The following is a 21,776-nucleotide window of genomic DNA, read 5'->3' as shown; positions in this document are numbered from 1 at the left end:
GGGCATGGACGATTTCCCCCGATCACCGGAAAGATCCGCTGAATCATGGATACAGCACACCACTGACAATCAGGTCGCCCACCTGACCCTCAATCGCCCCGAAGCCCTCAACGCCGTCACCCCCGGCCTGCGCGAACTCCTCGTCCTGCGGCTCGCACAGGCCTCCGCCGACCCGGACGTGAGGGCGGTGGTGATCACCGGAGCGGGACGGGGGTTCTGCGCGGGGGCGGATCTGCGGGGCGCCGGAGCGGGAGCCGGCCGGCGGGACGGGCCACAGGACGGCACACCGGGCCCGGGACAGCAGGAGAGCGCGCGGGGCCCAGCAGGGCGGCAGGACAGCGCGCCGGGCTCCGGGCAGCAGGGCGCCGGCGGGGAGCGAGTCGCCGACAGGGACCGGGTCGCCGACAGAGACCGGGTCGCCGGGGACGTCGCCCGCACCCTGCGCCTCGGCGCCCAGCGGCTCGTCGCCGCCGTCCTCGACTGCGAGAAGCCGGTCGTCGCCGCCGTGAACGGTGTCGCGGCGGGCCTCGGCGCCCATCTGGCCCTCGCCTGCGATCTCGTCCTGGCCGCCGAATCGGCCCGTTTCATCGAGGTGTTCGTCCGCCGCGGCCTCGTCCCCGACGCGGGCGGCGCCTACCTCCTGCCCCGGCTGATCGGACCGCACCGGGCGAAGCAGCTGATGTTCTTCGGCGACGCCCTCACCGCAGCCGACGCGGAACGGCTGGGTCTGGTCAACCGGGTCGTGCCGGACGCCGAGCTCGCCGTCACCGCCCGGGAGTGGGCCGGCCGTCTCGCCGAAGGCCCGACGCGCGCCCTCGCCCTGACCAAGCAGCTCGTCAACGCCTCCCTCGACAGCGACCGCGCCACCGCCTTCGCCGCGGAGGCCGCAGCGCAGGAGATCAACATGACGACCTCCGACGCCCGGGAGGGTCTGGAGAGCTTCGCGCGGCGCCGGGCGCCGAAGTTCACGGGGCGCTGACCGCCGTACCGGCCCCGAATGTGACCGAAGCGGACTTCCTATCTGACGCCGCGTCAGGTTCACTGTTCGTGTGATGGGAACCGCAGGGATGGCGGCCGCCGCCGTCCGCTACCTCAGGTCGTCCGGCCCCGCCGCGCCGCACCCCGTGGAGGCGCTGCCCCGGCCGGAGCTGCGCTGCGTGGGCGCCGACGAACGGGCACCCGTGGACCAGGGCGTGTTCCGGCGGGTGCTCGGGAACTTCGCGACAGGCGTGGCCGTCGTCACGGCACCGGCGGCCGCGGACGAGTCCTCTCCCGCGGGCTTCGCCTGCCAGTCCTTCTCCTCGCTGTCCCTCGATCCGCCGCTGGTCGCCTTCATGGTCGGCCGCTCGTCGACGACCTGGCCGCGGATCGCCCGCGCGGGCGCCTTCTGTGTGAACGTGCTGGCCGCCGGTCAGGGCGAGCTGTGCCGCGGCTTCGCGGTCAGCGGCGGCGACAAGTTCGCGGGGGTGGCGTACGACGACGCGCCCGTCTCCGGCGCGCCCCGGCTGACGGGCACGGTGGCCTGGATCGACTGCACGATCCACGCCGTCCACACCGGCGGTGACCATCTGATCGTGGTCGGGCGGGTCGACGCCCTCGGCGCGGCCGGGGCGGACGAGCCCCTGCTCTTCCACCTGGGGCGGTTCGCCCGGCTGGAGAACTGAGCTCCACGCCGGACCCCGCCCCACCCCAGGACCGCCCCGCCGGACCGTCGGGCCGGGACCGTCAGGCCAGGGCCGGCACCCCGGCCGGCCGGCGCCGGATCACCAGCACCATCAGCGCGGCCGCCGCGCACAGCGCGCCCGAGGCGACCCACACGACGTCGTAGGAGCCGAAGGCGTCCCGGGCGACACCGCCGGCGAAGGCCACCACCGCCGCGCCGATCTGGTGCGAGGCCAGCACCCAGCCGAAGACGATCGCGCTGTCCTCGCCGTAGTGCTCGCGGCACAGGGCGATGGTCGGGGGCACGGTGGCGACCCAGTCCAGGCCGTAGAAGACGATGAAGAACAGCATCGGCGGGTGGACGTTCGGCGCCATCAGCATCGGCAGGAACAGCAGCGAGACACCGCGCAGGGCGTAGTACACGGCGAGCAGACGGCGGGCCTCGAAGCGGTCGGTGAACCAGCCGGAGGCCACCGTGCCGATGACGTCGAAGACCCCGATGACGGCGAGCAGCGAGGCCGCGGCGGTGACCGGCATGCCGTGGTCGTGGGCGGCGGGGATGAAGTGGGTCTGGATCAGGCCGTTGGTGGAGGCGCCGCAGATCGCGAAGGAGCCGGCGAGCAGCCAGAAGGGGCCGGTGCGCGCGGCCGAGAACAGCACCTTCACCGCACGGCTCGCGGCGCCCTGGACCGGAGCGGGCTTGGGCACGAACTCCTCGGCGCCGTACGGCCGCAGACCCACGTCGGCCGGGTGGTCGCGCAGCAGCAGCCAGACGAAGGGCACCACGGCGAGGGCGGCGAGAGCGACGGTGACGGCGGCCGGGCGCCAGTCGTGACGGGTGACGATCCAGGACAGCACCGGCAGGAAGATCAGCTGGCCGGACGCGGAGGCGGCGGTGAGGATGCCGGTGACCAGCCCGCGCCGCTCGGTGAACCAGCGGTTGGTGACCGTCGCGGCGAACGCCAGCGCCATGGAGCCGGTGCCGAGGCCGACCAGCAGGCCCCAGCACAGCAGCAGTTGCCAGGGCGCGGTCATCCACACGGTGAGCCCCGAGCCGAGGGCGATCACCGTGAGGGCGGCGGCGACCACCCTGCGGATGCCGAAGCGGTCCATGAGCGCCGCGGCGAACGGCGCGGTCAGCCCGTACAGCGCGAGGTTGACGGAGACGGCGGCGCCGACCGTGCCGCGCGACCAGCCGAACTCCTCCTCCAGCGGGTCGAACATCAGCCCGGGCAGGGTCCGGAAGGCGGCGGCGCCGAGGATCGTCACGAAGGTGACGGCGGCGACGAACCAGGCACGGTGGACGCGCCGACGGTCACGGACGGCCTTCGGCCGCGGCACGGCGTCCGCGGCGGTCTCGCCCGTCCGGCCCTCGTTCGCCCGGCGATCGCTTGCCCGGCCTTCGCTCGTCAGGCTCTCGCTCGTCAGGCTCTCGCTTGCCCGGCCCTCGTTCGTCCGGTCCTCGTTCGTCCGGCTCTGGTTCGTCTGGCTCACGACATACAGACTCGGCGATCCGGCCAGACGCATCGAGTGGCCCGAAGGACAGCATTCGTTAGAATCGGGCCATGCCCAGTGAGCCGGAGTTCCGCCCCCACCGCGTCGTCGTCCTGGCCCTGGACGGGCTGCTCCCCTTCGAGCTGGGCATCCCGCACCGCATCTTCGGCCGCCCCAAGGACGCCCGGGGGCGGCATCTGTACGAGGTGATCACCTGCTCGGTGCGCCCGCCGGGCCCGGTGGAGACCGACGCCGACTTCGCCATCCAGGTCGGCCACGGCCCGGAGGCCCTGGCCACCGCCGACACCGTGATCGTCCCGGCCTCCTACGAGCTGGGCCCGGTCTTCGAGCGGGGCACCCTCACCGAGGAGCTCAGGGCGGCGCTCGCCCTGGTGCGCCCCGGCGCACGGCTCGCCTCCATCTGCACCGGCGTGTACGTGCTGGCCGCCGCCGGTTACCTCGACGGCCGCCCCGCGACCACGCACTGGGCCGACGCGGAGCACTTCCGGAGGACCTTCCCCCAGGTCGATCTGGACCCCGACGTGCTGTTCATCGACGACGGGGACGTGCTGACCTCGGCGGGCGTCGCGGCCGGCATCGACCTGTGCCTGCACATGGTCCGCCGCGACCACGGCACGGCCGTCGCCAACGAGGTGGCCCGCCGTACGGTCGTCCCGCCGCACCGCGACGGCGGGCAGGCGCAGTACATCGAGCGGCCGGTGCCCGACCTTCAGCAGGCCACGACCACGACGGCCCGCGCCTGGGCGCTCGGCCGGCTGCACGAGCCGATCCAGCTGCGGGACATGGCCGCGCAGGAGTCGATGTCGGTACGGACCTTCACTCGCCGGTTCCGCGAGGAGACGGGCGTCAGCCCGGGCCAGTGGCTCACCCAGCAGCGCGTCGAACGGGCCCGGCATCTGCTGGAGTCCACCGGTCTGTCCGTGGACCGGATCGCCCGCGACGCCGGTTTCGGCGCCGCCCAGTCGATGCGCCAGCACCTTCAGGCGGCCCTCGGCGTCACCCCGACCGCGTACCGCCGCACCTTCCGGGTCACCGGCCGCGAGGACGGGTCCCTGCCGGAGGGCGAAAGCCTGCCGGAGGACGGCAGCCTGCCCGAGGACGGGATCCTGCCCGAGGACGGCAGCCTGCCCGAAGACGGGACGCACATGACGACGGCACGCATGTGACGACGGCACGCGCGTGAGAACGTGACGAGTTTTCCCCCGCCTGTGGACAACTTTCGGCCAGGCGTCCGGCGGCACCCCATATCGGAACGGTCGGCCGCAAACCCCTCAGAACGTCAGCACCGCCCGGGCCACCCTCCCCGCCCGGGCGTCCTGCGCCGCCTTGCCGAAGTCCTCGACCGGGTACGTCCGCGTCACCAGCTCGTCCAGCATCAGCCGCCCGGCCCGGTACAGCTCGGCGTACCGGGCGATGTCCCGCTGCGGCCGCGAGGAGCCGTAGCGGCAGCCGAGGACCGACTTGTCCAGGTAGAGGGAGGAGACGCGGAAGGACGCCTCGGCGGTGGCGGGCGGGACGCCGAGCAGCACCGCCTGGCCGTGCCGGTCGAGCAGGTCCACGGCCCGGCGGATCAGCTCGACCCGACCCACGCACTCGAACACATGGTCGGCTCCGGTGGGCAGCACCCCGGCCACGTCGTCGGCGGAGGTGAAGAAGTCGGTCGCGCCGAACCGCCGGGCGGCCTCCGCCTTGTCCGGGTTGGCGTCGACGGCCACGATCCGCGTGGCCCCGGCGAGCCGGGCGCCCTGGACGACATTGAGCCCGACCCCGCCCGCGCCGATCACCACGACCCGGTCCCCCGCCTCGACCCGGGCCCGGTTGAGCACCGCCCCGACCCCGGTGAGCACCGCGCAGCCGATGAGCGCGGCGGACGGCATGGGGACGTCCTCCGGCAGCCGGACCGCCTGCACGGCCTTGACCAGGGTCCGTTCGGCGAAGGCGGAGTTGGAGGCGAACTGGAACAGTGGCTCCCCCGCCCGCGTGAAGGGCCGTCCCGGGCGCCCGATGGACTGCCGGCACATGGTCGGCCGGCCCCGGTCGCACTCGGCGCAGGCGCCGCAGCCGGCCAGCGTGGACAGGGCCACCCGGTCGCCGGGCGCGACATGGGTGACGCCCGCGCCGACCCCTTCCACCACCCCGGAGCCCTCGTGCCCGAGCACCACCGGCACGGGGAAGGGGATCGTGCCGTCCAGAACCGACAGATCGCTGTGGCACAGCCCCGCCGCCGACACGGCCACCAGCACCTCGCCCGGCCCCGGGTCCCGCACCTGGAGGTCGTCCACGACCTCGGCCCGCCTGCCGTCGAACACCACACCACGCATCCCGGCCACTCCCCTATCCCCTGGGTTCCCTGGGCAGTCCGAGCACCCGCTCGGCGATGATCGTGCGCTGGATCTGGTCCGAGCCGCCGTAGATCGTGTCGGCCCGGGAGAACAGGAACAGATGCTGATCGGCGTCGAGTTCGTACGGCCGACCGGCGGACCACGCGACGGGCCCGGCTCCCGCCGAGGCGCCCCGCGCCAGCACGGCCAGCTCCCCCAGCCGCTGATGCCAGGAGGCCCACAGCAGCTTCGCCGTGCTGGGGCCGCTCGTGCCGCCGAGCGTGCGCAGCGCGTGCCAGCGCATGACGCGCAGCTCGGCCCACTGCCGTACAAGACGACTCCGTACGACGGGGTCGTCGGCGGCGCCGCTCTCCACGGCGGTGCGCACCACCCGGTCCAGCTCGGCGGCGAACCCGACCTGCTGGGCGAGCGTCGACACGCCCCGCTCGACACCGAGCAGGGTCATGGCGACCCGCCATCCGGCGCCCTCGCCGCCGAGCACGTGCTCCGCGCGGGCGTACGCGCCGTCGAAGAACACCTCGTTGAAGTCGCTGGTCCCGGTGGCCTGGCGGATCGGCCGCACCTCGACGCGTCCCGGCTGGTCCATGGGCACCAGCAGCAGGCTCAGCCCGTGGTGGCGCCGGGAGCCCGGGTCGGTGCGGGCGAGCACGAAGCACCAGTCGGCCTCGTGGGCGAGCGAGGTCCAGATCTTCTGCCCGCTGATCCGGTAGGTCCCGTCGGCCGCGCGCTCGGCCCGGGTGCGCACCCCGGCCAGGTCCGACCCGGCCTCCGGTTCGCTGTACCCCTGGCACCACAGCTCGTCCCCGGCCGCGACCGGGGGCAGGAAGCGGGCCTTCTGCTCCTCGGTGCCATGGGCGAGGAGCGTCGGGGCGAGCAGGTTCTCCCCGATGTGCCCGGAGCGCGGGGGCGCGCAGGAGCGGGCGTACTCCTCCGCCCAGACGACCTGCCGGGTGAGGCCGGCCGGACGGTTGCCGTACCCGCCCTCGGCCCAGCCGATCCCGATCCACCCGGCCTTGCCGAGCGTGCGTTCCCAGGCGCGCCGGTCCGTCGCGGCCCCGGCGTGCGCGGCCAGCCACGAGCGGGCCTCGGCACGGAACTCCTCGTCCTCGGCGGCAAACCCGAAGTCCATCGGCTCTCCTCGACTTCCGCGAACGTGTGCCCCTACGGCACCTGGCGCGCCCCGGCGTTGGGCCGGTCCCCGGCCGCCGCGGCCCGCTCCATGGCGGCGACCTTCTCCAGCAGCGGCATCGGATCGACCCCGACGGTCCCCGGCAGCAGCTCGGCGATCCGCTCGGGCGTCCAGGGGCCCTGCGCGTAGGCGGCCCGCAGTTCGCGCGGCTGCGCCCACACCGCGATCTTCGGCCCGGCGACCGTGTACACCTGCCCGGTGATCTCCCGCGCCCGCTCGGACAGCAGGTACACCACGAGCGCGGCCACGTCCTCCGGCTCCCCGATCTCGGCGAGTTCCACGGGGACGTTCGCCGACATGCGGGTGCGGGCGACGGGCGCCACGGCGTTGGCGGTCACCCCGTACTTGTGCAGCCCCAGGGCCGCGCTGCGGACCAGGGAGATGACACCGCCCTTGGCGGCGCTGTAGTTGGCCTGGGAGACGGACCCCTGGTGGTTGCCGCTGGTGAAGCCGAGCAGGGTGCCAGCGCGCTGCCGGCGCATCACCGCCGAGGCGGCGCGGAACACGGTGAACGTGCCCTTGAGATGGGTGGCGAGGACGGGGTCCCACTCCTCCTCGGACATGTTGAAGAGCATCCGTTCGCGCAGGATGCCTGCGACGCACACCACCCCGTCGAGGCGTCCGTACGCCGACAGCGCGGTGTCGACGACGCGTTGGCCTCCGGCCATCGTGGAGATGTCGTCCGCGACGGCGACGGCCTCGCCGCCCGCGGCCTCGATCTCCTTGACGACGGCGCCGGCGATCTCGCTCGTGGGTGAGGCGCCGTCGACGGAGACGCCGTAGTCGTTGACCACGACCCGGGCGCCCTCGGCGGCCGCGGCCCGTGCCACCGCGCGGCCGATGCCCCGGCCGGCCCCGGTCACCGCGACGACCCTGCCGCTCAAGAAGTTCCCCACGCCCGGCCCCTTCCCGCGGTTTCTGACGGACCGTTAGATTCTAAGTCCCGACGGACGGGCCAGGACAAGCCCCGGGGAGGCACCGATGGCACTGCCGGCCGAGTTCCACGAGATCGCCAAGAGGGTGAACAACTGGGGCCGCTGGGGGGCCGACGACGAGATCGGCACCCTGAACCTGGTCACCGACGAGGTGGTGCGCGAGGCGGCGGCCCGCGTGCGCACCGGGCGCCGCGTCCCGCTCGCGCTGCCGCTCAGGCAGGACGGTGTGCAGACGGGCATGATCCCGGGCCGGATCGACCCGCTGCACGCGATGGTGCAGGTCAATCAGGAACTGTTCGGGCCCGGGACGGTGGCGTGCAGCGACGACGTGGTGACGATGGGCCTTCAGGCGGGCACCCACTGGGACGCCCTGCCCCATGTCTCGCACTCCGGCCGCCTCTACAACGGCCGCCCGGCCGCCACCGTCACCGCGCACGGCGGCGCCGCCTTCGCGGGCATCGACAAGGTGCGCCATCTCGTCTCGCGCGGGGTGCTGCTGGACGTGGCACGCGCGCGTGGCGTCGAACGGCTGGACGGCGGCCACGCGGTCACCCCCGAGGACCTGGAGGCGGCCGAGGAGTTCGCGGGCGTACGGGTGCGCGCCGGTGACGTGGTGCTGGTGCGCACGGGGCAGATCCGGGTGCTGCTGGCCGGGGACCGGCATGGTTACGCGTATCCGTCGCCGGGGCTGTCGGTTCGTACGCCCGAGTGGTTCCACGCACGTGACGTGGCCGCGGTCGCGAACGACACCCTGACGTTCGAGATCTTCCCGCCCGAGATCGAGGACCTGTGGCTGCCCGTACACGCCCTGCATCTGGTGGAGATGGGCATGCTCCAGGGCCAGAACTGGAATCTGGAAGAGTTGTCCACAGCCTGTGGAGAAACGGGCCGCCACGACTTCCTGCTGTCGGCGACACCCGAACCCTTCACCGGCGCGACGGGAACCCCCGTGGCACCGGTGGCCGTTCTCTGATCCGGGGGCCCACCCCACCCCTAGGGACTGCCCCCCAGGGCATACCCCCGGCTTCCCCGGCCCCCAGCCTCCCCCGCTCCCCCGGCCGGCGGCGCGCAACTGCCCGCCCCGAGCACGGCATCGCGCGCCGCCGGCCGGCTCCGGCGTCCCGCCCCGCCCCTTCCGACCCTTGAAGGGGACCGACGCCGGATCACGACCCACACTCGCCGAGGGCTCCCGTCACCGAAGCCCTCGCCGTCCCCTCACGGCGAATCGCTGTCCACAAGCGTGATCAAACGGACACGCGACGTCAACACCCCAACGGCGAATTATTACTTATGCCCGATTCAGGCATGGAGCGCACGGGAGCACATCCGGGCGCACCCCGCCGCGTCGGCGGCAGGGAGCGGACGGGCGCTGCAACCGTGCCCCAGGGGTGCCCCGGTGATGCCTCAGGGATGCCCGGGGAATGCCCCCGAGGTGACCCGCGCGAGGTCACACCGCCTCGTAGGCCAGCCCCTCGTAGGCACTCACGCTGCCGCCGTACGACACCGTCGCGGCGCGCGGCTCGGGGCAGCGGTCCAGTTCGCACCAGATGCGCTTGCCGACGCCGTCGGGGCTCCAGCCCCAGCGGTCGGCCAGGCCGTCCACCAGGGCGAGTCCGCGCCCTCCGGTCTCGTCACCGTCGGCACAACGCGGCACCGGGGCGCGGTCGCTGGTGTCGGCGACCTCCAGACGGACGGTCGCCGGTCCGGCCGCGAGCGGCAGCACCAGGCGCAGCACGGCCGGCCGGCCGGTGTGCACCACGGCGTTGGTGACCAGTTCGGACACGAGCAGGATCAGGGTCTCGGCGAGCGGCTCGTCGACCCCCACTCCCGCGCCGGTGAGCCGCGCACGCGCCCACCTCCGGGCTCGCCCCACCTCCGCGGGGTCGGGCCGGACCTCCAGCTGCACTTGAAGCACCTGCACCGCTCACACCATCCGAACCGGCGGACACAAAGGCTCGCGCCTCACGAGGGCCACGATCGTAGCCATTTTCTGCATGATCAGAACAACGGCCAGAGCAAGGGTCACGGAACGTGAATCCCTTACAGGACAGCTTGGTTGACGTTGCGTCACCCCAACAAGCGCTTCGGGCATATTCCAGCGCGAAGGAGTACCCCTGCGGCATACTGTGCGACGGCCACCGCCGGAGGTCGAACAGACGGTGGCTTCTCGCACTCCCGCCCCGCGAGCAGCGGCGCGCACCGCCGGATCCGGGGCCGCCTCAGAGGCAACTCCGGCATGGCTCGTCCCCGGAACCACTCGCATCCCACACAAGGTACCGGAGCCGGACGCCGACTCCAGGACGTGACGAGTCACACGTAGGACACAACCCGGTATCAACGCTCCGTGATGCCGCTATGCCACAATCCGCGACATCCCGCTGTCCGCACGGCCGTTCCCGCAGGCCGGCGCCCGTCAGCCAGCCGGGGCCGACAGGTCACGGGCCAACAACTCCTCACTGTGCGTACCGCCTCCCGCACGATGCGTCCGCACCCACGCCCGCTTCAGATGCAGATGCACCTCCGACTCCCAGGTGAACCCCATCCCGCCGTGAACCTGGAGACAGTCCCGCGCGCCGCGTACGGCGGCCTCGTCGGCCAGCAGCCGGGCGGCGGCGATGTCGGCCGGGTCGGCGGTCACGGCGGCGGTGTAGACGGCGGCCCGGGCCAGCTCGGTACGGACCAGCAGGTCGGCACAGCGATGCTGGACGGCCTGGAACGCCCCGATCGGCCTGCCGAACTGTTCCCGCACACGGGCGTGTTGCACTGCCAGCTCACCGGCGCGTCCGGCGGAGCCGAGCTGTTCGGCGGCGGTCAGCAGCGAGACGAGGGGGTCGGGCTCCCCCGTCCGGTCCGGCTCCCCCGTCCGGTCCGGCTCCGGCGTCCGGTCCCGCACCCGGTGCAGCGGCGTCAGCGGGTCGACCGATCGCAGCGGTACGGCCCGCGCGCACCCCCCTTCGCGCACCCCGGCCACCACGTCCGCCTCCGCCAGCCACTCCACCAGGCCCCCGTCGGCCCGCGTGACGACGACCTCGCCCTCCGCCGCGCCCGGCACCTCGCCCGCCGCGAGATGCGTGGCGATCAACGGGCCCGGCAGCAGCGCCCGCCCGGCCTCCTCGAACACCAGCACCGCCTCGGGCAGCCCCAGTCCGACCCCGCCCCGGGCCTCCGGCAGCCTGAGCGCGAAGAACCCGGCGGCCCCCAACTCGCGCCACAGCTCACGGTCGAGCCGGTCCCGGCCCACGGCCGCCCGCAGCGCCTCGGGCCCGAACCGGCGCCTCAGCAGCTCCCGCAGGCTCGCCGCGAGCGCCTTCTGCTCCCCGGTCGGCTGGAACCGCACCGGCCCTCACCTCCCCCTCGGCAGGCCCAGAATCCGCTCGGCCACGATGGTCCGCTGAATCTCCGACGTCCCGGCGGCGATGGTGTACGACAGCGAGGAGAGGCGGTCGAGCACCCAGGGCCGCGCGAGGTCGAGGCCGTCGGCGCCCAGGACGTCCGCGGCGGTGTCGTACAGCGCCTGACGGGCCTGCGAATAGGCCAGTTTGAAGACCGAACCGCCCACACCGGGCACCCCGCCGGAGGCCTCCGCCTCGCTGACGTTCCACTGGGTGAGCCGCCACAGCGCCCGGAACTCGGCGTTGAGCCTGCCCAGCCGGCGGCGCAGCGCGGGGTCGTCCCAGCAGCCGTTGCGCCGGGCCTCGCGGGCGAGTTCGCCGAGGACACGGCGGCAGGCGACCACCTCGCCGACGAAGGCCGTGCCGCGCTCGAAGGACAGGGTCACCATGGTCACGCGCCAGCCGTCGTTCTCGGCGCCGACCCGGTTGGCGGCCGGCACCCGCACCTCGTCCAGGAACACCTCGGCGAACTCCTCGGACCCGGCCAGCGTCCGCAGCGGCCGTACGGTCACCCCGGGCGTGTCCATCGGCAGGGCGAGCCAGCTGATGCCACGGTGCTTCGGCGCGTCCGGGTCGGTGCGCACGAGCAGTTCGCACCAGTCGGCGACCTCGGCGTGGGAGGTCCAGATCTTGGAGCCGCTCACCACATAGGTGTCCCCGTCGCGCCACGCGCGCGTGCGCAGGGCGGCGAGGTCGGAGCCCGCGCCGGGTTCGCTGAAGCCCTGGCACCACACCTGTTCGCCGCGCAGGATCGGCGGCAGCCAGCGCTCCCGCTGCTCGGGGGTGCCCTCGGCGGCGATGGTCGGCCCGGCGTGCAGCAGCCCGACGAACCCGGCGCCCACATAGGGCGCGCCCGCGCGCTCGGTCTCCTCCAGGAAGATCAGCCGCCGGGTCGGCGAGCCGTCCCAGTGCACCCCGGCGTACCCGGCGTCGTGGAGCGTCCGCTGCCAGCCCATGTCGTAGGCCCGGCGGGCGGGCCAGTCGGCCGGTGACGGCTTCGGCGGCAGTGTGGGCAGCGTCTTTGCGAGCCACTCGCGCAGCCGGGCCCGGAACTCCTCCTCCTCGGGCGGGTACGACAGGTCCATCAGCGGTCGAGGTCCAGGCCGAGCATGCGGATGGCGTTGCCGCGCATCAGCTTGTACACCGTCTCGTCGTCGAGGCCCTTCACATGGTCGAGGGCCACCTCCTTGGTGTGCGGGAAGGTGGAGTCGACGTGCGGGTAGTCGGTCTCGAAGGTGGCGTTGTCGCGGCCCACCGCGTCCAGGGACGCGACCCCGTGCTTGTCGCGGAAGAAGCAGCAGAACATCTGCCGGTAGTAGTACGTGGACGGCGGCTCGGGGATCAGGTCGCGCACCCCGCCCCAGGCGCGGTGCTCCTCCCAGACGTCGTCGGCGCGCTCCAGGGCGTACGGGATCCAGCCCATCTGTCCCTCGGAGTAGGCGAGTTTCAGGCGCGGGAAGCGGACCAGCACGCCGCTGAAGAGGAAGTCCATCATCGAGGCCATGGCGTTGTTGAAGGAGAGCGAGGCCTGGACGGCGGGCGGGGCGTCCGGGGAGGCGGCGGGCATCTGCGAGGACGAGCCGATGTGCATGTTGACGACCGTGCCGGTCTCCTCGCACACGGCGAAGAACGGGTCCCAGTGGCCGGAGTGGATGGACGGCAGCCCTAGGTGGGAGGGGATCTCGGAGAAGGTCACGGCGCGCACCCCGCGCGCGGCGTTGCGCCGGATCTCGGCGACGGCGAGACCGATGTCCCACAGCGGGATCAGGCACAGCGGGATCAGCCGGCCGCCGCTGTCGCCGCACCACTCCTCGACCATCCAGTCGTTGTAGGCGCGCACACAGGCGAGCGCGACCTCCTTGTCGTGGGCCTCGGCGAAGGTCTGGCCGCAGAAGCGGGGGAAGGTGGGGAAGCAGAGGCTGGCCTCGACGTGGTTGAGGTCCATGTCGGCCAGCCGTGCCGCGGGGTCCCAGCAGCCGCGCCGCATCTGTTCCCGGGTGATGCCCTCCAGGGTCATCTCGTCGCGGTCGAAGCCGACGGCGGCAATGTTGCGTTTGTACGGGAACTTCAGGTCCTCGTAGATCCACCAGTCCGTGGGCGGCCCGTCGGGGTCCATGGTGATCTGGTACTTGCCGCCGACGTAGGCGAGTTCACCGATGCCGGCGGTCAGGGGCTGGGGTCCGCGGCCGCGGTAGGCGCGCGGCAGCCAGGTCTCGAAGAGATGCGCGGGCTCGATGACGTGGTCGTCGACGCTGATGATCCGGGGCAGTTCCGTCGTCATGGTTCCCCCTCCGCCGGACGGTGTCCGTCCGGTGTCCGTCGCGGGGCCGTGGTCCGTCCGTCCGGACCGGTGACGACCCGATGCTTATCTGATGGTCCGTCAGATAGCATGGCAGCTGACGAGTCGTCAGCCAAGGAGGGGGATGACGTGAACGAGACCCCGCACTCGCTGAGTTCCGCCCGCACCCTGTGGGAGCTGCTCGACCGCCGCGCCCGTCACACCCCGGACCTTCCGGTCCTCCTCCAGGGGGACCGCACCGTCACGTTCGGCCGGCTGCGCGCGCTGGCCGAGCGGACGGCGGCCGGGCTGTACGGCCTCGGGGTGCGCCCCGGCACGGTGGTGGCCTGGCAGCTGCCCACCCGCGTCGAGACGGTCGTGCTGTCCTGCGCGCTGGCCCGCCTCGGCGCCGTGCAGTCGCCCGTCATCCCCTTCCATCGCGAGCGCGAGACCGGCTTCGCGCTGCGCGGGTCCAGGGCGGAGTTCTTCGCGGTGCCCGGCACCTGGCGAGGCTTCGACCACACGGCGATGGCCCGGCGCCTGGGCGCCAAGGGCGTCTTCGAGGTGTACGGCAGCCTCCCGGACGACGACCCGGCCGTGCTGCCCCCGCCGCCCGCCGAGGGCACCTCGGTGCGCTGGATCTACTGGACCTCGGGCACGACCTCCGCCCCCAAGGGCGTCCTGCACACCGACCGTTCACTGATCGCGGGCGGCTCCTGCCTCGCCCACGCGCTGCGGCCCCGGCCGGACGACATCGGCTCGATCGCCTTCCCGTACGCCCACATCGGCGGCCCCGACTACCTCGTGATGCTGCTGCTGTACGGGTTCCCGGCGGTGCTGTTCGAGCAGTTCGCGCTGCCGGACGCGCTGGAGGACCTGCGCCGGCACGGCGTGACCGTCGCGGGCGGCTCCACGGCGTTCTACTCGATGTTCCTCGCCGAGCAGCGCGGCCGGCCCGGGGCCAGGGTCGTGCCGAGTCTGCGGCTGCTGGCGGGCGGCGGGGCGCCGAAGCCGCCGGAGCTGTACCACGCGGTGACCCGGGAACTGGGCGTGGCCCTCACCCACGGCTACGGCATGACCGAGGTGCCGATGATCACGATGGGCGACCCCGACGACAGCGCCGAGAACCTGGCGACGACCGAGGGCCGGCCGCCCGAGGGCATGGAGGTCCGGATCGTCGACGGCGAGGTGCGGCTGCGCGGGGAGGCGGTGTGCCAGGGGTACCTGGACCCGGCGCAGACCGCCGAGGCCTTCGACGCCGAGGGGTTCCTGCGCACCGGGGACCTCGGGCGGCTCACGCCGAGCGGCCATCTGGTGCTCACCGGGCGGCTGAAGGACGTGATCATCCGCAAGGGGGAGAACGTCTCGGCGAGGGAGATCGAGGACCTGCTGTCCGCGCACCCGGCCGTCGGGGACGTGGCGGTGATCGGGCTGCCCGACGCCGAGCGCGGGGAACGCGTCTGCGCGGTCGTCGAGCAGCCGGAGGGGGCCGCGCCGCTGACGCTCGCGGACGTGACGGCGTATCTGCGCGCGGAAGGGCTGTCCGTGCACAAGCTGCCGGAACAGCTGGAGGTGGTGGACGCCCTTCCGCGGGGCGAGACCCTGCGGAAGGTGCTCAAGTACAAGCTGCGCGAGCGTTACGCGGGTGCGTGAGGTGCTGCCGCCGCCTCACGGGCGGGGTCGGGCACGTGAGGCGCGGGTGCCACGCGTGCCCGGGCGGGCGCGTGAGGCGACAGCGCTGCTCGGACCCGGGCGGGCGCGTGAGGCGGGAGTGCTACTCGGGGACGGTGAAGTAGCGGGCGAAGGCCGGGACGAGCTCGGCCTCGCCGACCCTGCCGTCCCCGTCGCCGTCGAGCGCCGCCGCGGCCGCCCTCGCGACGGTCTCCGTGACGCCGAGGAGGGCGAGCACGCGCGCGATGTCGGTGACCGCGACCGCGCCGTCCCCGTCGGTGCCGGCGACGTCCAGGGCCGCGTGCAGGAAGGGACGGGCGATCTCCGCGAACCGGTCCGGGTTGTCACGCAGACGCTTGACCGCGCCGTTGACGAACTCCTCGCGGCTGATGCGCTGGTCGCCGTCCCGGTCCGCTATCCCCGCCATGCCCTGCCAGAAGGCCTCGGCGCCCGCGTACAGCGCCTGGCCCTTGTCGGAGCGGGCGGGGGTGCCGAACTCGGCGAGCAGCGCCTTGGCGGCGCCGCTGAAGTCCTGGCGGTCGATGTAGCCGTTGCCGTCCTGGTCGAAGCCGGCGAACCTGGCCGCGATCCTGCCCTCGTACTCGCTGCTGACCATGTCTCTGGGCCGCCTCACATGACGTCGGGGTGCTTCCGGCAGGGAGCGTACGACGCCGGGCGGCCCACCGGAGCGGGAAACCGACGGATGTGCCAAGACCGGGGGAATTTCGGAACAACAATGTGTCATTGCGGGCGCGCCGTCACGCCGACAGAGGACGGTCCTCCTCCGCGACCGCCGCGCCGACGTCGGCGTGGACGTCGAACAGCCGGCGCACTCCCAGGGCGCCGATGACGCGGTTGACGTGGGAGCCCTCGGCGGCTCCCTCGGCGGGCAGGATGAGCCGCAGCCGGCCCTGGCAGGAGCGCAGCAGGCGGCGGGTGGCGATGAGCACGCCTATGCCGCTGGAATCGCAGAAGACGACCTCGGAGAGGTCGACGACGAGGCTGTGGCGGCCGTCGGCCACCTTGTCGTGGACCCGTTGGCGCAAAACCGGTGATGTCACCAGGTCCAGCTCGCCCGTCACCCGGAGCACGGCCCAGTCACCGCGCTCGTCATCGGTCACATTGAACGTCACCACCATGCCCTTCATTCGCGGGACTTCCCGGAACAGCCCGGAAACGGAAGCAGGGCCTACGCTTCCTGTCAGCGCGGCTGCCCAGCCGCCGTTCCCTGAAACACAGGGCTGGAAACGGGAACCGATCAGAAGAGGCTTGTTTCAATCGGACTCGATCCTGTTCGATCGGCTTGATGTCAAGCTTGATCAAGAACAGGGTGGGTAAGGGCGGCAGAAGGCGCGAGGTGCACCAAAGGTCCACTATCACTCGGGGCTCGCAGGGGGGCGCACATTGCCATAAAGGGGCGTGCGTTCTCGGACGTGCCGACTACATTCGAGAACGCGGTGGGCGCACGCTTGTCACAGACCGGACAGGAGCAGGGGGAGGGGGCCGCATGGCGACGAAGGACGCACAGCCCCGCTGGGACCGCAAGATGCAGCAGCGGCTCGCCCGGGGCGAGGCCGCGGCCCTCGGCGAGCTCTACGACCGCTTCGCCTCACTGGTGCACGGCCTCGCGCACACCGTCCTCGGCGACGAGCGCGCCGCCGACGCCGTCACCCGCGACGTCTTCGCCCATGTCTGGGAGCACCCCGAGAGCTACGACCCCCGGCAGGGACCGCTGCGTTCCTGGGTCGCCACGCTGACCCACCGGCTGGCCGTGCGGCGGCTGCGCGCCACGGAGACCGCCGCGCTGGAGCGGGGCGGCCCGGGCACCGCCGAGGAACTGGAGCACAAGGTCGGCCACGCCTCCGTCGCCGCCCGCGCCGACTACATCGTCCAGTCCATGCCCGCGCCCCTGCGCGCCGCGCTGGAACTGGCCTACTTCCAGCGCCGCGACTACCGCCAGGCCGCCGTCGACCTCGGCGTCACCGAGGACGAGGCCCGGCGCCGACTGCGCCTCGGCCTCCAGCTCCTGTCCACCGCGCACGACGCCGGCGCGCCCGGCGCGCCCCCGGGCTGCGGAGGTGCGGCGTGACCGAGCCGAACCCCTTCGGGGGGTACGAGGACCGGGACGGGCCGCCGCGGATACCGCTGCCCCGTACCTCCGTCGAGGACGGCGGCGCGCCGCTGCCGGCCGCGGCGGAGGTGGTGCCGCTCGTACTCGAGCACCAGGTGCTGAAGGCACTGCTCGGCGCGTGGGCGCTGGCCGCGTGCTCGCCGGAGGAGACCGCGGCCGTCGAGGAGCACCTCGGTGGCTGCGGCACCTGCGCGGAGGAGGCGCTGCGGCTGCGCGAGGCGGTCGGGCTGCTCCAGCGTCCCGAGCCGCTCGACCTCGACCCGGGCCTGCGCACCCGTGTCCTCACCAGCTGCCTGGAACGGCGCCCGCCGCGCATCCCGGTGCCCGGCTGGGCCGCCGCCTACGACGCCGAGACCGCCCGCCTCGACGCGCTGCTCCAGGACTTCGGTGACGCCGAGTGGCACGCGCCGGTGCGGCTGCGGTGGTTCGAGGGCGGGGAGTTCGACAACCGCCGCACCACCGTCGCCGGGGTCATCGCGCATCTCATGGCGGTCGACGGCCTGGTCGCGCTCTCCCTCGGCCTCGGCGACCCGCTCGGCGGCGCGACGGATCCGTCGGGCGCGGGCGGCCCCGCCGAGCGCACCGAGGCGTACTGGCGGGGCTCGCACTTCCCGCCGACCCGCACGGTGCGGGCGCCCTGGCGGGAGCAGAGCCATGACATCGTGCGCACCGTGTCCTTCACGGGCGGCACCGCGGGCGGCCTCAGCGTGTCCTACGGCGCCTTCGAACTGTCCCTGCACGACGCGATGCTCGACCGGGCCTTCGAGTGCTGGGTCCACGCGGGGGACATCGCCGAGGCCGTGGACTACCCCTACGAGCCGCCGTCCGGCCGTCATCTGCACGGCATGATCGACCTCGCCGCGCGGATGCTGCCCACGGTGCTGGCCTCTCGGCGGCGGGCCGGGCTGGCCTCTCGGGGGTCCGAGCGGCGGCTGGTGGCCGCGGGTGCGCCGGGCCGTAGCCTCCGGCTGGAGATCGAGGGGACAGGTGGGGGCGAGTGGCTGATCCCCCTCGACTCCCCCGCGGCGGTGGGCTCCGCCGCCCACGAGGTGGCTCATGTCGCCCTGGACGACGTGGAGTTCTGCCAGCTGGCGGCGGGGCATGTTCCTCCGGAGGAGGCGGCGGCGGGGCAGGTCGGCGACCGGGACGCCATCCGGGACGTCCTGTACGCGACGGCGTCCTTGAGCCGCATGTAACGCCCCCGGCTCTCGCCGCCGGGTGCGGCCGGCCCTGGGCCGCTCGCGCAGTTCCCCGCGCCCCCAAGGGCAGACAGGCCGTCGGACCCCTGCGGACCGTGCGTGGCTGGTCGCGCAGTTCCCCGCGCCCCTGAGCGGCCCGTCGCCCACAGGGGCGCGAGGAACGGCGCAATCCCTTAAGGGGCGCGGGGAACGGCGCAATCTTTTAGGGGGCGCGGGGAACTGCGCGATCTGTAGGGGGCGCGAGGAACGGCGCGATCTGTAGGGGGCGCGAGGAACGGCGCGATCTTTTAGGGGGCGCGAGGAACGGCGCAGTCACTCAGGGGCGCGGGGAACTGCGCGATCTTTAGGGGCGCGGGGAACTGCGCGAACGGCCGCACTCGACCCGCACCCGCCGGAACACCCGGGCCAGCCCCCCACCCCAGGGGCGCGGGGAACGCGCGGATCCGGGTGACGGCCCGGGGCCGCGGGCGGCTACGCGAAGACGACCGTGCGGCGGCCGTTGAGGAGGATCCGCCGCTCCGCGTGCCACTTCACGGCCCGCGCCAGCGCCTGGCACTCGACGTCCCGCCCGACAGCGACCAGCTGATCGGGCGTGACGTCGTGGGACACCCGCTCGACCTCCTGCTCGATGATCGGCCCCTCGTCGAGGTCGGCGGTGACATAGTGCGCGGTCGCCCCGATGAGCTTCACACCCCGCGCATGCGCCTGGTGATACGGCTTCGCGCCCTTGAAGCTCGGCAGGAAGGAGTGATGGATGTTGATGATCCGCCCGCTGAGCTGCTTGCACAGGTCGTCGGAGAGGACCTGCATGTAGCGGGCGAGGACGACCAGCTCCACACCCTCCTCACGCACCAGCTCCAGCAGCCGCGCCTCCGCCTCGGCCTTGGTGTCCCGCGTCACCGGGATGTGGTGGAAGGGAATGCCGTAGGAGGCCACCAGCTCGGCGAAGTCCGTGTGGTTGGACACCACCGCCGCGATGTCGACGGGCAGCGCGCCGATACGTGCGCGGAACAGCAGGTCGTTCAGGCAGTGCCCGAACTTGCTGACCATCAACACGACCCGCATCCGGTCCTCGGCCCGGTGGATCTGCCAGTCCATGTGGAAGGAGTCACCGATCGCCGCGAAGCTCGCCCGCAGCTTCTCCACCGTCACCGGCGGCTCCGCCGAGAAGTGGACGCGCATGAAGAACAGACCCGTGTCGTGGTCGCCGAACTGCTGGCTGTCCTCGATGTTGCAGCCGGTCATGAACAGGTAGCTCGACACGGCGTGCACGATGCCCTGCTTGTCGGGGCAGGACAGGGTCAGGACGTACTGCTCGGCCGGGGCCGCGGCACGGGTGGGCTGCTCGTTCATGCAGGAAAGGGTCCCACACGCCGCCGCACCCCCGACAACCGTTCCGCTAGGCGGACCGCGTCATGATCTGGAGCACTTCCAGCGAGCGCGGCGGCGCGTCGGGGTCGTCCCCGTCGCTGGCCGCCATCCGTACGTGCGCGTCGCGCGCGGCCCGTATCGCCTCGGGCCAGCCGGCGTTCTCGAGGTAGGCGATGACCGGGGCGTCCGGACCGACCTGGTGCATGATCCGCAGCACCCGCAGCACGGCGGTGTCGACGAGCGCCGCCTCCTGCGAGTCACGGAAGATCGTGCCGACGTACTTCTCGGCGGACCAGTTGTCCAGCCAGGTGTCCTCCACCAGCCGGTACACGGCGTCGGTGACGTCTCCGTAGCCTTCGACACCGGCCAGCCAGACGTCCCGCTGGAACACCGGGTCGGAGAGCATGTGCAGCGCGGAGCGCACATTGCTGCGCCAGCGCCACCACGGCATGTCGTTGAGTGGCATGCCGCCCATGGTGGAGGAGCGACGGCCGCGACGGGAAGAGTTCTCCGAACCTTGCACGGTCATCGATCGTACGTTCTTAGTCTCACGTGCCGGAACGGTCCCCCGCAATTCACCTCGATGTCACTCGGCGTTGCCTGAAGGACACTCCAGGGTTAGGGATGTGGGGGAATCGTGCGTGGACATGACCGGCAGGCTAAGCGACCGCAGCACATTCCTCCCCACTCTCACCAGGCCCGTCAAGAAAAGCATCCGCACCGCGGGGGCCCTGGTGACGCTCGCGTCGCTGGCCGTCGGCTGCGGGGTCATCCCCGGCGTCACGGGGGGCGACGGGGATGACCGCATCACCGTCATGACCTGGGCACCCCAGGACACGAACGAGACCAACAAGCCCGGAATGCCCGCGTTCGCCCGCGCCTTCGCGCGCTGGGTGAACTCCCACGGCGGCATCAACGGCCGCACCCTGCACGTGGCGACGTGCAACGAGGCCAACGACTCGGTGGCCGTCGCGAAGTGCGCCCGGCGTGCGGTGAAGGAGAACGCCGTCGCCGTCGTCGGCTCCTACAGCCAGCACCCCAACTCCTTCTTCCCGATCCTGGAGAGCGCCGGCATCCCCTACATAGGCGGGTACGGCATCACGAACGACGAGTTCACCTCCCCCCTGTCCTACCCCGTCAACGGCGGCCAGCCGACCCTTCTCGCGGGACTCGGCCAGGAGCTCGCCGACGACTGCGGCCGGGTCTCCCTGGTGCGGCCCGACACCATCGGCGGCGACCAGCTGCCCGTGATGCTCAACGCCGGGCTGAAGGCCGGCGGACACGACCCCGCCGGGGACGTACGGGCCGCCGAGGACGCCACCGAGTTCTCCGGCCAGACCCGCAGCGCGCTCGGCGACGCGACCTCCGACTCCTCCGCCACCGGCTGCGTGGTGCCCGCCCTCGGCGACCGCACCGGCACCTTCATGGACTCCTTCCGGCGCGCCCGCAGCGAGTACCCCGAGGTGCGCACCGGCACCGTGCTGGGCAACGTCGACCAGACCACGATCGACGCCTCCGGCGGCAGGTCGGGCCCCTACGAGGGGTCGTACGTCACCGGCTGGTACCCGGTGGAGACCGACCCGCGCTGGGACCGGATGAAGAGCGTGATCCGCGAGCAGGCGTTCACCGACACCCGGATCGACCCCGCGGACACCGCCGTGCAGACCAGCTGGATCGCCTTCACCGTGCTGAAGGCCGCGCTGGAGAAGATCGGCGCGGGCGAGGTGACCCAGGACACCGTGCGCCGCACCCTGGACAGCGGGCTGGAGATCGGGACCGGCGGGCTCACCCCCACCCTGCGCTGGGAGTTCCAGGACCGCCTGGCCTCGATCGGGTTCCCCCGTCTGGTGAACACCGACGTCACCCTCCAGGTCGTCCGCGACGGCCGGCTGGTCGCGGCCCGCAAGGGCTTCGTGGACATGACCAAGGCGCTGCAGGACGCCGACGTGTAGCCGGACGGACGCACGCGAGGGCCCTGGGGCCTCACGCACGACGCCGCGGGGGGGGGGGGGGGGGGGGGGGGGGGGGGGGGGGGGGGGGGGGGGGGGGGGGGGGGGGGGGGGGGGGGGGGGGGGGGGGGGGGGGGGGGGG

General features: G+C 72.9%; 20 protein-coding genes. 8 read left to right on the top strand and 12 right to left on the bottom strand.

Features of this window, described 5'->3' with window-relative positions; all coding sequences use genetic code 11:
• Window positions 1-4 precede the first annotated feature (4 nt).
• Both ACZ6SQ_RS31940 and ACZ6SQ_RS31935 read left to right on the top strand, forming a co-directional pair.
• Window positions 5-979, top strand: a complete 975-nt coding sequence (locus tag ACZ6SQ_RS31940) for an enoyl-CoA hydratase/isomerase family protein (RefSeq protein WP_469568288.1) — start codon at window positions 5-7, stop codon at window positions 977-979.
• Between the two features lie 73 nt (window positions 980-1,052).
• Window positions 1,053-1,664 carry a flavin reductase family protein gene (locus tag ACZ6SQ_RS31935; RefSeq protein WP_469568286.1) on the top strand — a complete coding sequence of 204 codons (612 nt, stop codon included), beginning with the start codon at window positions 1,053-1,055 and terminating at the stop codon, window positions 1,662-1,664.
• Between the two features lie 61 nt (window positions 1,665-1,725).
• Here the strand turns inward: ACZ6SQ_RS31935 and ACZ6SQ_RS31930 are convergent, their stop codons facing one another.
• Window positions 1,726-3,189, bottom strand: coding sequence for an MFS transporter (locus ACZ6SQ_RS31930; protein ID WP_469568284.1), 1,464 nt, complete (start codon window positions 3,187-3,189; stop codon window positions 1,726-1,728).
• A 38-nt stretch (window positions 3,190-3,227) separates the two neighbouring features.
• Here ACZ6SQ_RS31930 and ACZ6SQ_RS31925 point away from each other — a divergent pair, with 38 nt between their 5' ends.
• Window positions 3,228-4,343 carry a GlxA family transcriptional regulator gene (locus ACZ6SQ_RS31925; protein ID WP_469568282.1) on the top strand — a complete coding sequence of 372 codons (1,116 nt, stop codon included), beginning with the start codon at window positions 3,228-3,230 and terminating at the stop codon, window positions 4,341-4,343.
• A 105-nt stretch (window positions 4,344-4,448) separates the two neighbouring features.
• Here the strand turns inward: ACZ6SQ_RS31925 and ACZ6SQ_RS31920 are convergent, their stop codons facing one another.
• Genes ACZ6SQ_RS31920 through ACZ6SQ_RS31910 form a run of 3 tightly spaced genes read right to left on the bottom strand, consistent with a single transcriptional unit; the run spans window position 4,449 to window position 7,604 of the window.
• On the bottom strand, window positions 4,449-5,498 hold the full coding sequence (locus tag ACZ6SQ_RS31920; protein ID WP_469568280.1) for an alcohol dehydrogenase catalytic domain-containing protein: 1,050 nt from the start codon (window positions 5,496-5,498) through the stop codon (window positions 4,449-4,451).
• Between the two features lie 13 nt (window positions 5,499-5,511).
• The gene (locus ACZ6SQ_RS31915; RefSeq protein ID WP_469568278.1) at window positions 5,512-6,648 is read right to left on the bottom strand and encodes an acyl-CoA dehydrogenase family protein; all 1,137 of its coding nucleotides are present in this window, start codon (window positions 6,646-6,648) and stop codon (window positions 5,512-5,514) included.
• A gap of 32 nt (window positions 6,649-6,680) precedes the next feature.
• Window positions 6,681-7,604: an SDR family oxidoreductase gene (locus ACZ6SQ_RS31910; RefSeq protein ID WP_469568276.1), complete on the bottom strand. Its 924-nt coding sequence runs from the start codon at window positions 7,602-7,604 to the stop codon at window positions 6,681-6,683.
• Between the two features lie 85 nt (window positions 7,605-7,689).
• Between ACZ6SQ_RS31910 and ACZ6SQ_RS31905 the strand changes: the two genes are divergently transcribed.
• Window positions 7,690-8,616: a cyclase family protein gene (locus ACZ6SQ_RS31905; RefSeq protein ID WP_469568274.1), complete on the top strand. Its 927-nt coding sequence runs from the start codon at window positions 7,690-7,692 to the stop codon at window positions 8,614-8,616.
• Between the two features lie 474 nt (window positions 8,617-9,090).
• On the opposite strand, the gene ACZ6SQ_RS31900 is transcribed toward ACZ6SQ_RS31905, so the two are convergent.
• The 4 genes from ACZ6SQ_RS31900 to ACZ6SQ_RS31885 all read right to left on the bottom strand — a co-directional run bounded on the left by ACZ6SQ_RS31900 (window position 9,091) and on the right by ACZ6SQ_RS31885 (window position 13,316).
• Window positions 9,091-9,549, bottom strand: coding sequence for an ATP-binding protein (locus ACZ6SQ_RS31900; protein ID WP_469568401.1), 459 nt, complete (start codon window positions 9,547-9,549; stop codon window positions 9,091-9,093).
• 507 nt (window positions 9,550-10,056) lie between these two features.
• Window positions 10,057-10,980, bottom strand: coding sequence for an acyl-CoA dehydrogenase family protein (locus ACZ6SQ_RS31895; protein WP_469568273.1), 924 nt, complete (start codon window positions 10,978-10,980; stop codon window positions 10,057-10,059).
• A gap of 6 nt (window positions 10,981-10,986) precedes the next feature.
• Window positions 10,987-12,120, bottom strand: a complete 1,134-nt coding sequence (locus ACZ6SQ_RS31890) for an acyl-CoA dehydrogenase family protein (RefSeq protein WP_469568271.1) — start codon at window positions 12,118-12,120, stop codon at window positions 10,987-10,989.
• Window positions 12,120-13,316 carry an amidohydrolase family protein gene (locus ACZ6SQ_RS31885; protein WP_469568269.1) on the bottom strand — a complete coding sequence of 399 codons (1,197 nt, stop codon included), beginning with the start codon at window positions 13,314-13,316 and terminating at the stop codon, window positions 12,120-12,122. The genes ACZ6SQ_RS31890 and ACZ6SQ_RS31885 overlap by 1 nt, the downstream gene beginning before the upstream one ends.
• Window positions 13,317-13,463: 147 nt before the next feature.
• Here ACZ6SQ_RS31885 and ACZ6SQ_RS31880 point away from each other — a divergent pair, with 147 nt between their 5' ends.
• Window positions 13,464-14,966, top strand: coding sequence for a class I adenylate-forming enzyme family protein (locus ACZ6SQ_RS31880; RefSeq protein ID WP_469568266.1), 1,503 nt, complete (start codon window positions 13,464-13,466; stop codon window positions 14,964-14,966).
• Between the two features lie 121 nt (window positions 14,967-15,087).
• On the opposite strand, the gene ACZ6SQ_RS31875 is transcribed toward ACZ6SQ_RS31880, so the two are convergent.
• Both ACZ6SQ_RS31875 and ACZ6SQ_RS31870 read right to left on the bottom strand, forming a co-directional pair.
• The gene (locus ACZ6SQ_RS31875) at window positions 15,088-15,600 is read right to left on the bottom strand and encodes an EF-hand domain-containing protein (RefSeq protein ID WP_469568264.1); all 513 of its coding nucleotides are present in this window, start codon (window positions 15,598-15,600) and stop codon (window positions 15,088-15,090) included.
• Between the two features lie 142 nt (window positions 15,601-15,742).
• Entirely contained in the window at window positions 15,743-16,123 is a 381-nt protein-coding gene (locus ACZ6SQ_RS31870) for an STAS domain-containing protein (RefSeq protein ID WP_469568399.1), read from the bottom strand.
• 368 nt (window positions 16,124-16,491) lie between these two features.
• Between ACZ6SQ_RS31870 and ACZ6SQ_RS31865 the strand changes: the two genes are divergently transcribed.
• Together ACZ6SQ_RS31865 and ACZ6SQ_RS31860 are read left to right on the top strand one after the other, a co-directional pair.
• Window positions 16,492-17,073, top strand: coding sequence for a sigma-70 family RNA polymerase sigma factor (locus ACZ6SQ_RS31865; protein WP_386377637.1), 582 nt, complete (start codon window positions 16,492-16,494; stop codon window positions 17,071-17,073).
• Window positions 17,070-18,311 carry a zf-HC2 domain-containing protein gene (locus ACZ6SQ_RS31860; protein ID WP_469568262.1) on the top strand — a complete coding sequence of 414 codons (1,242 nt, stop codon included), beginning with the start codon at window positions 17,070-17,072 and terminating at the stop codon, window positions 18,309-18,311. Before ACZ6SQ_RS31865 ends, ACZ6SQ_RS31860 begins: the two co-directional genes overlap by 4 nt.
• Before the next feature lie 474 nt (window positions 18,312-18,785).
• On the opposite strand, the gene purU is transcribed toward ACZ6SQ_RS31860, so the two are convergent.
• Window positions 18,786-19,667, bottom strand: coding sequence for a formyltetrahydrofolate deformylase (gene purU, locus ACZ6SQ_RS31855; protein ID WP_469568260.1), 882 nt, complete (start codon window positions 19,665-19,667; stop codon window positions 18,786-18,788).
• A gap of 46 nt (window positions 19,668-19,713) precedes the next feature.
• On the bottom strand, window positions 19,714-20,214 hold the full coding sequence (locus ACZ6SQ_RS31850; protein WP_386377640.1) for an SCO4402 family protein: 501 nt from the start codon (window positions 20,212-20,214) through the stop codon (window positions 19,714-19,716).
• 118 nt (window positions 20,215-20,332) lie between these two features.
• Here ACZ6SQ_RS31850 and ACZ6SQ_RS31845 point away from each other — a divergent pair, with 118 nt between their 5' ends.
• Window positions 20,333-21,637, top strand: a complete 1,305-nt coding sequence (locus ACZ6SQ_RS31845) for an ABC transporter substrate-binding protein (RefSeq protein WP_469568258.1) — start codon at window positions 20,333-20,335, stop codon at window positions 21,635-21,637.
• The last annotated feature ends 139 nt before the right edge of the window (window positions 21,638-21,776 follow it).

Source organism: Streptomyces sp. NPDC048600 (assembly GCF_055587025.1).
Note: the sequence above shows the minus strand (reverse complement) of the source record. Positions and strands in the feature narration are given on the sequence as shown.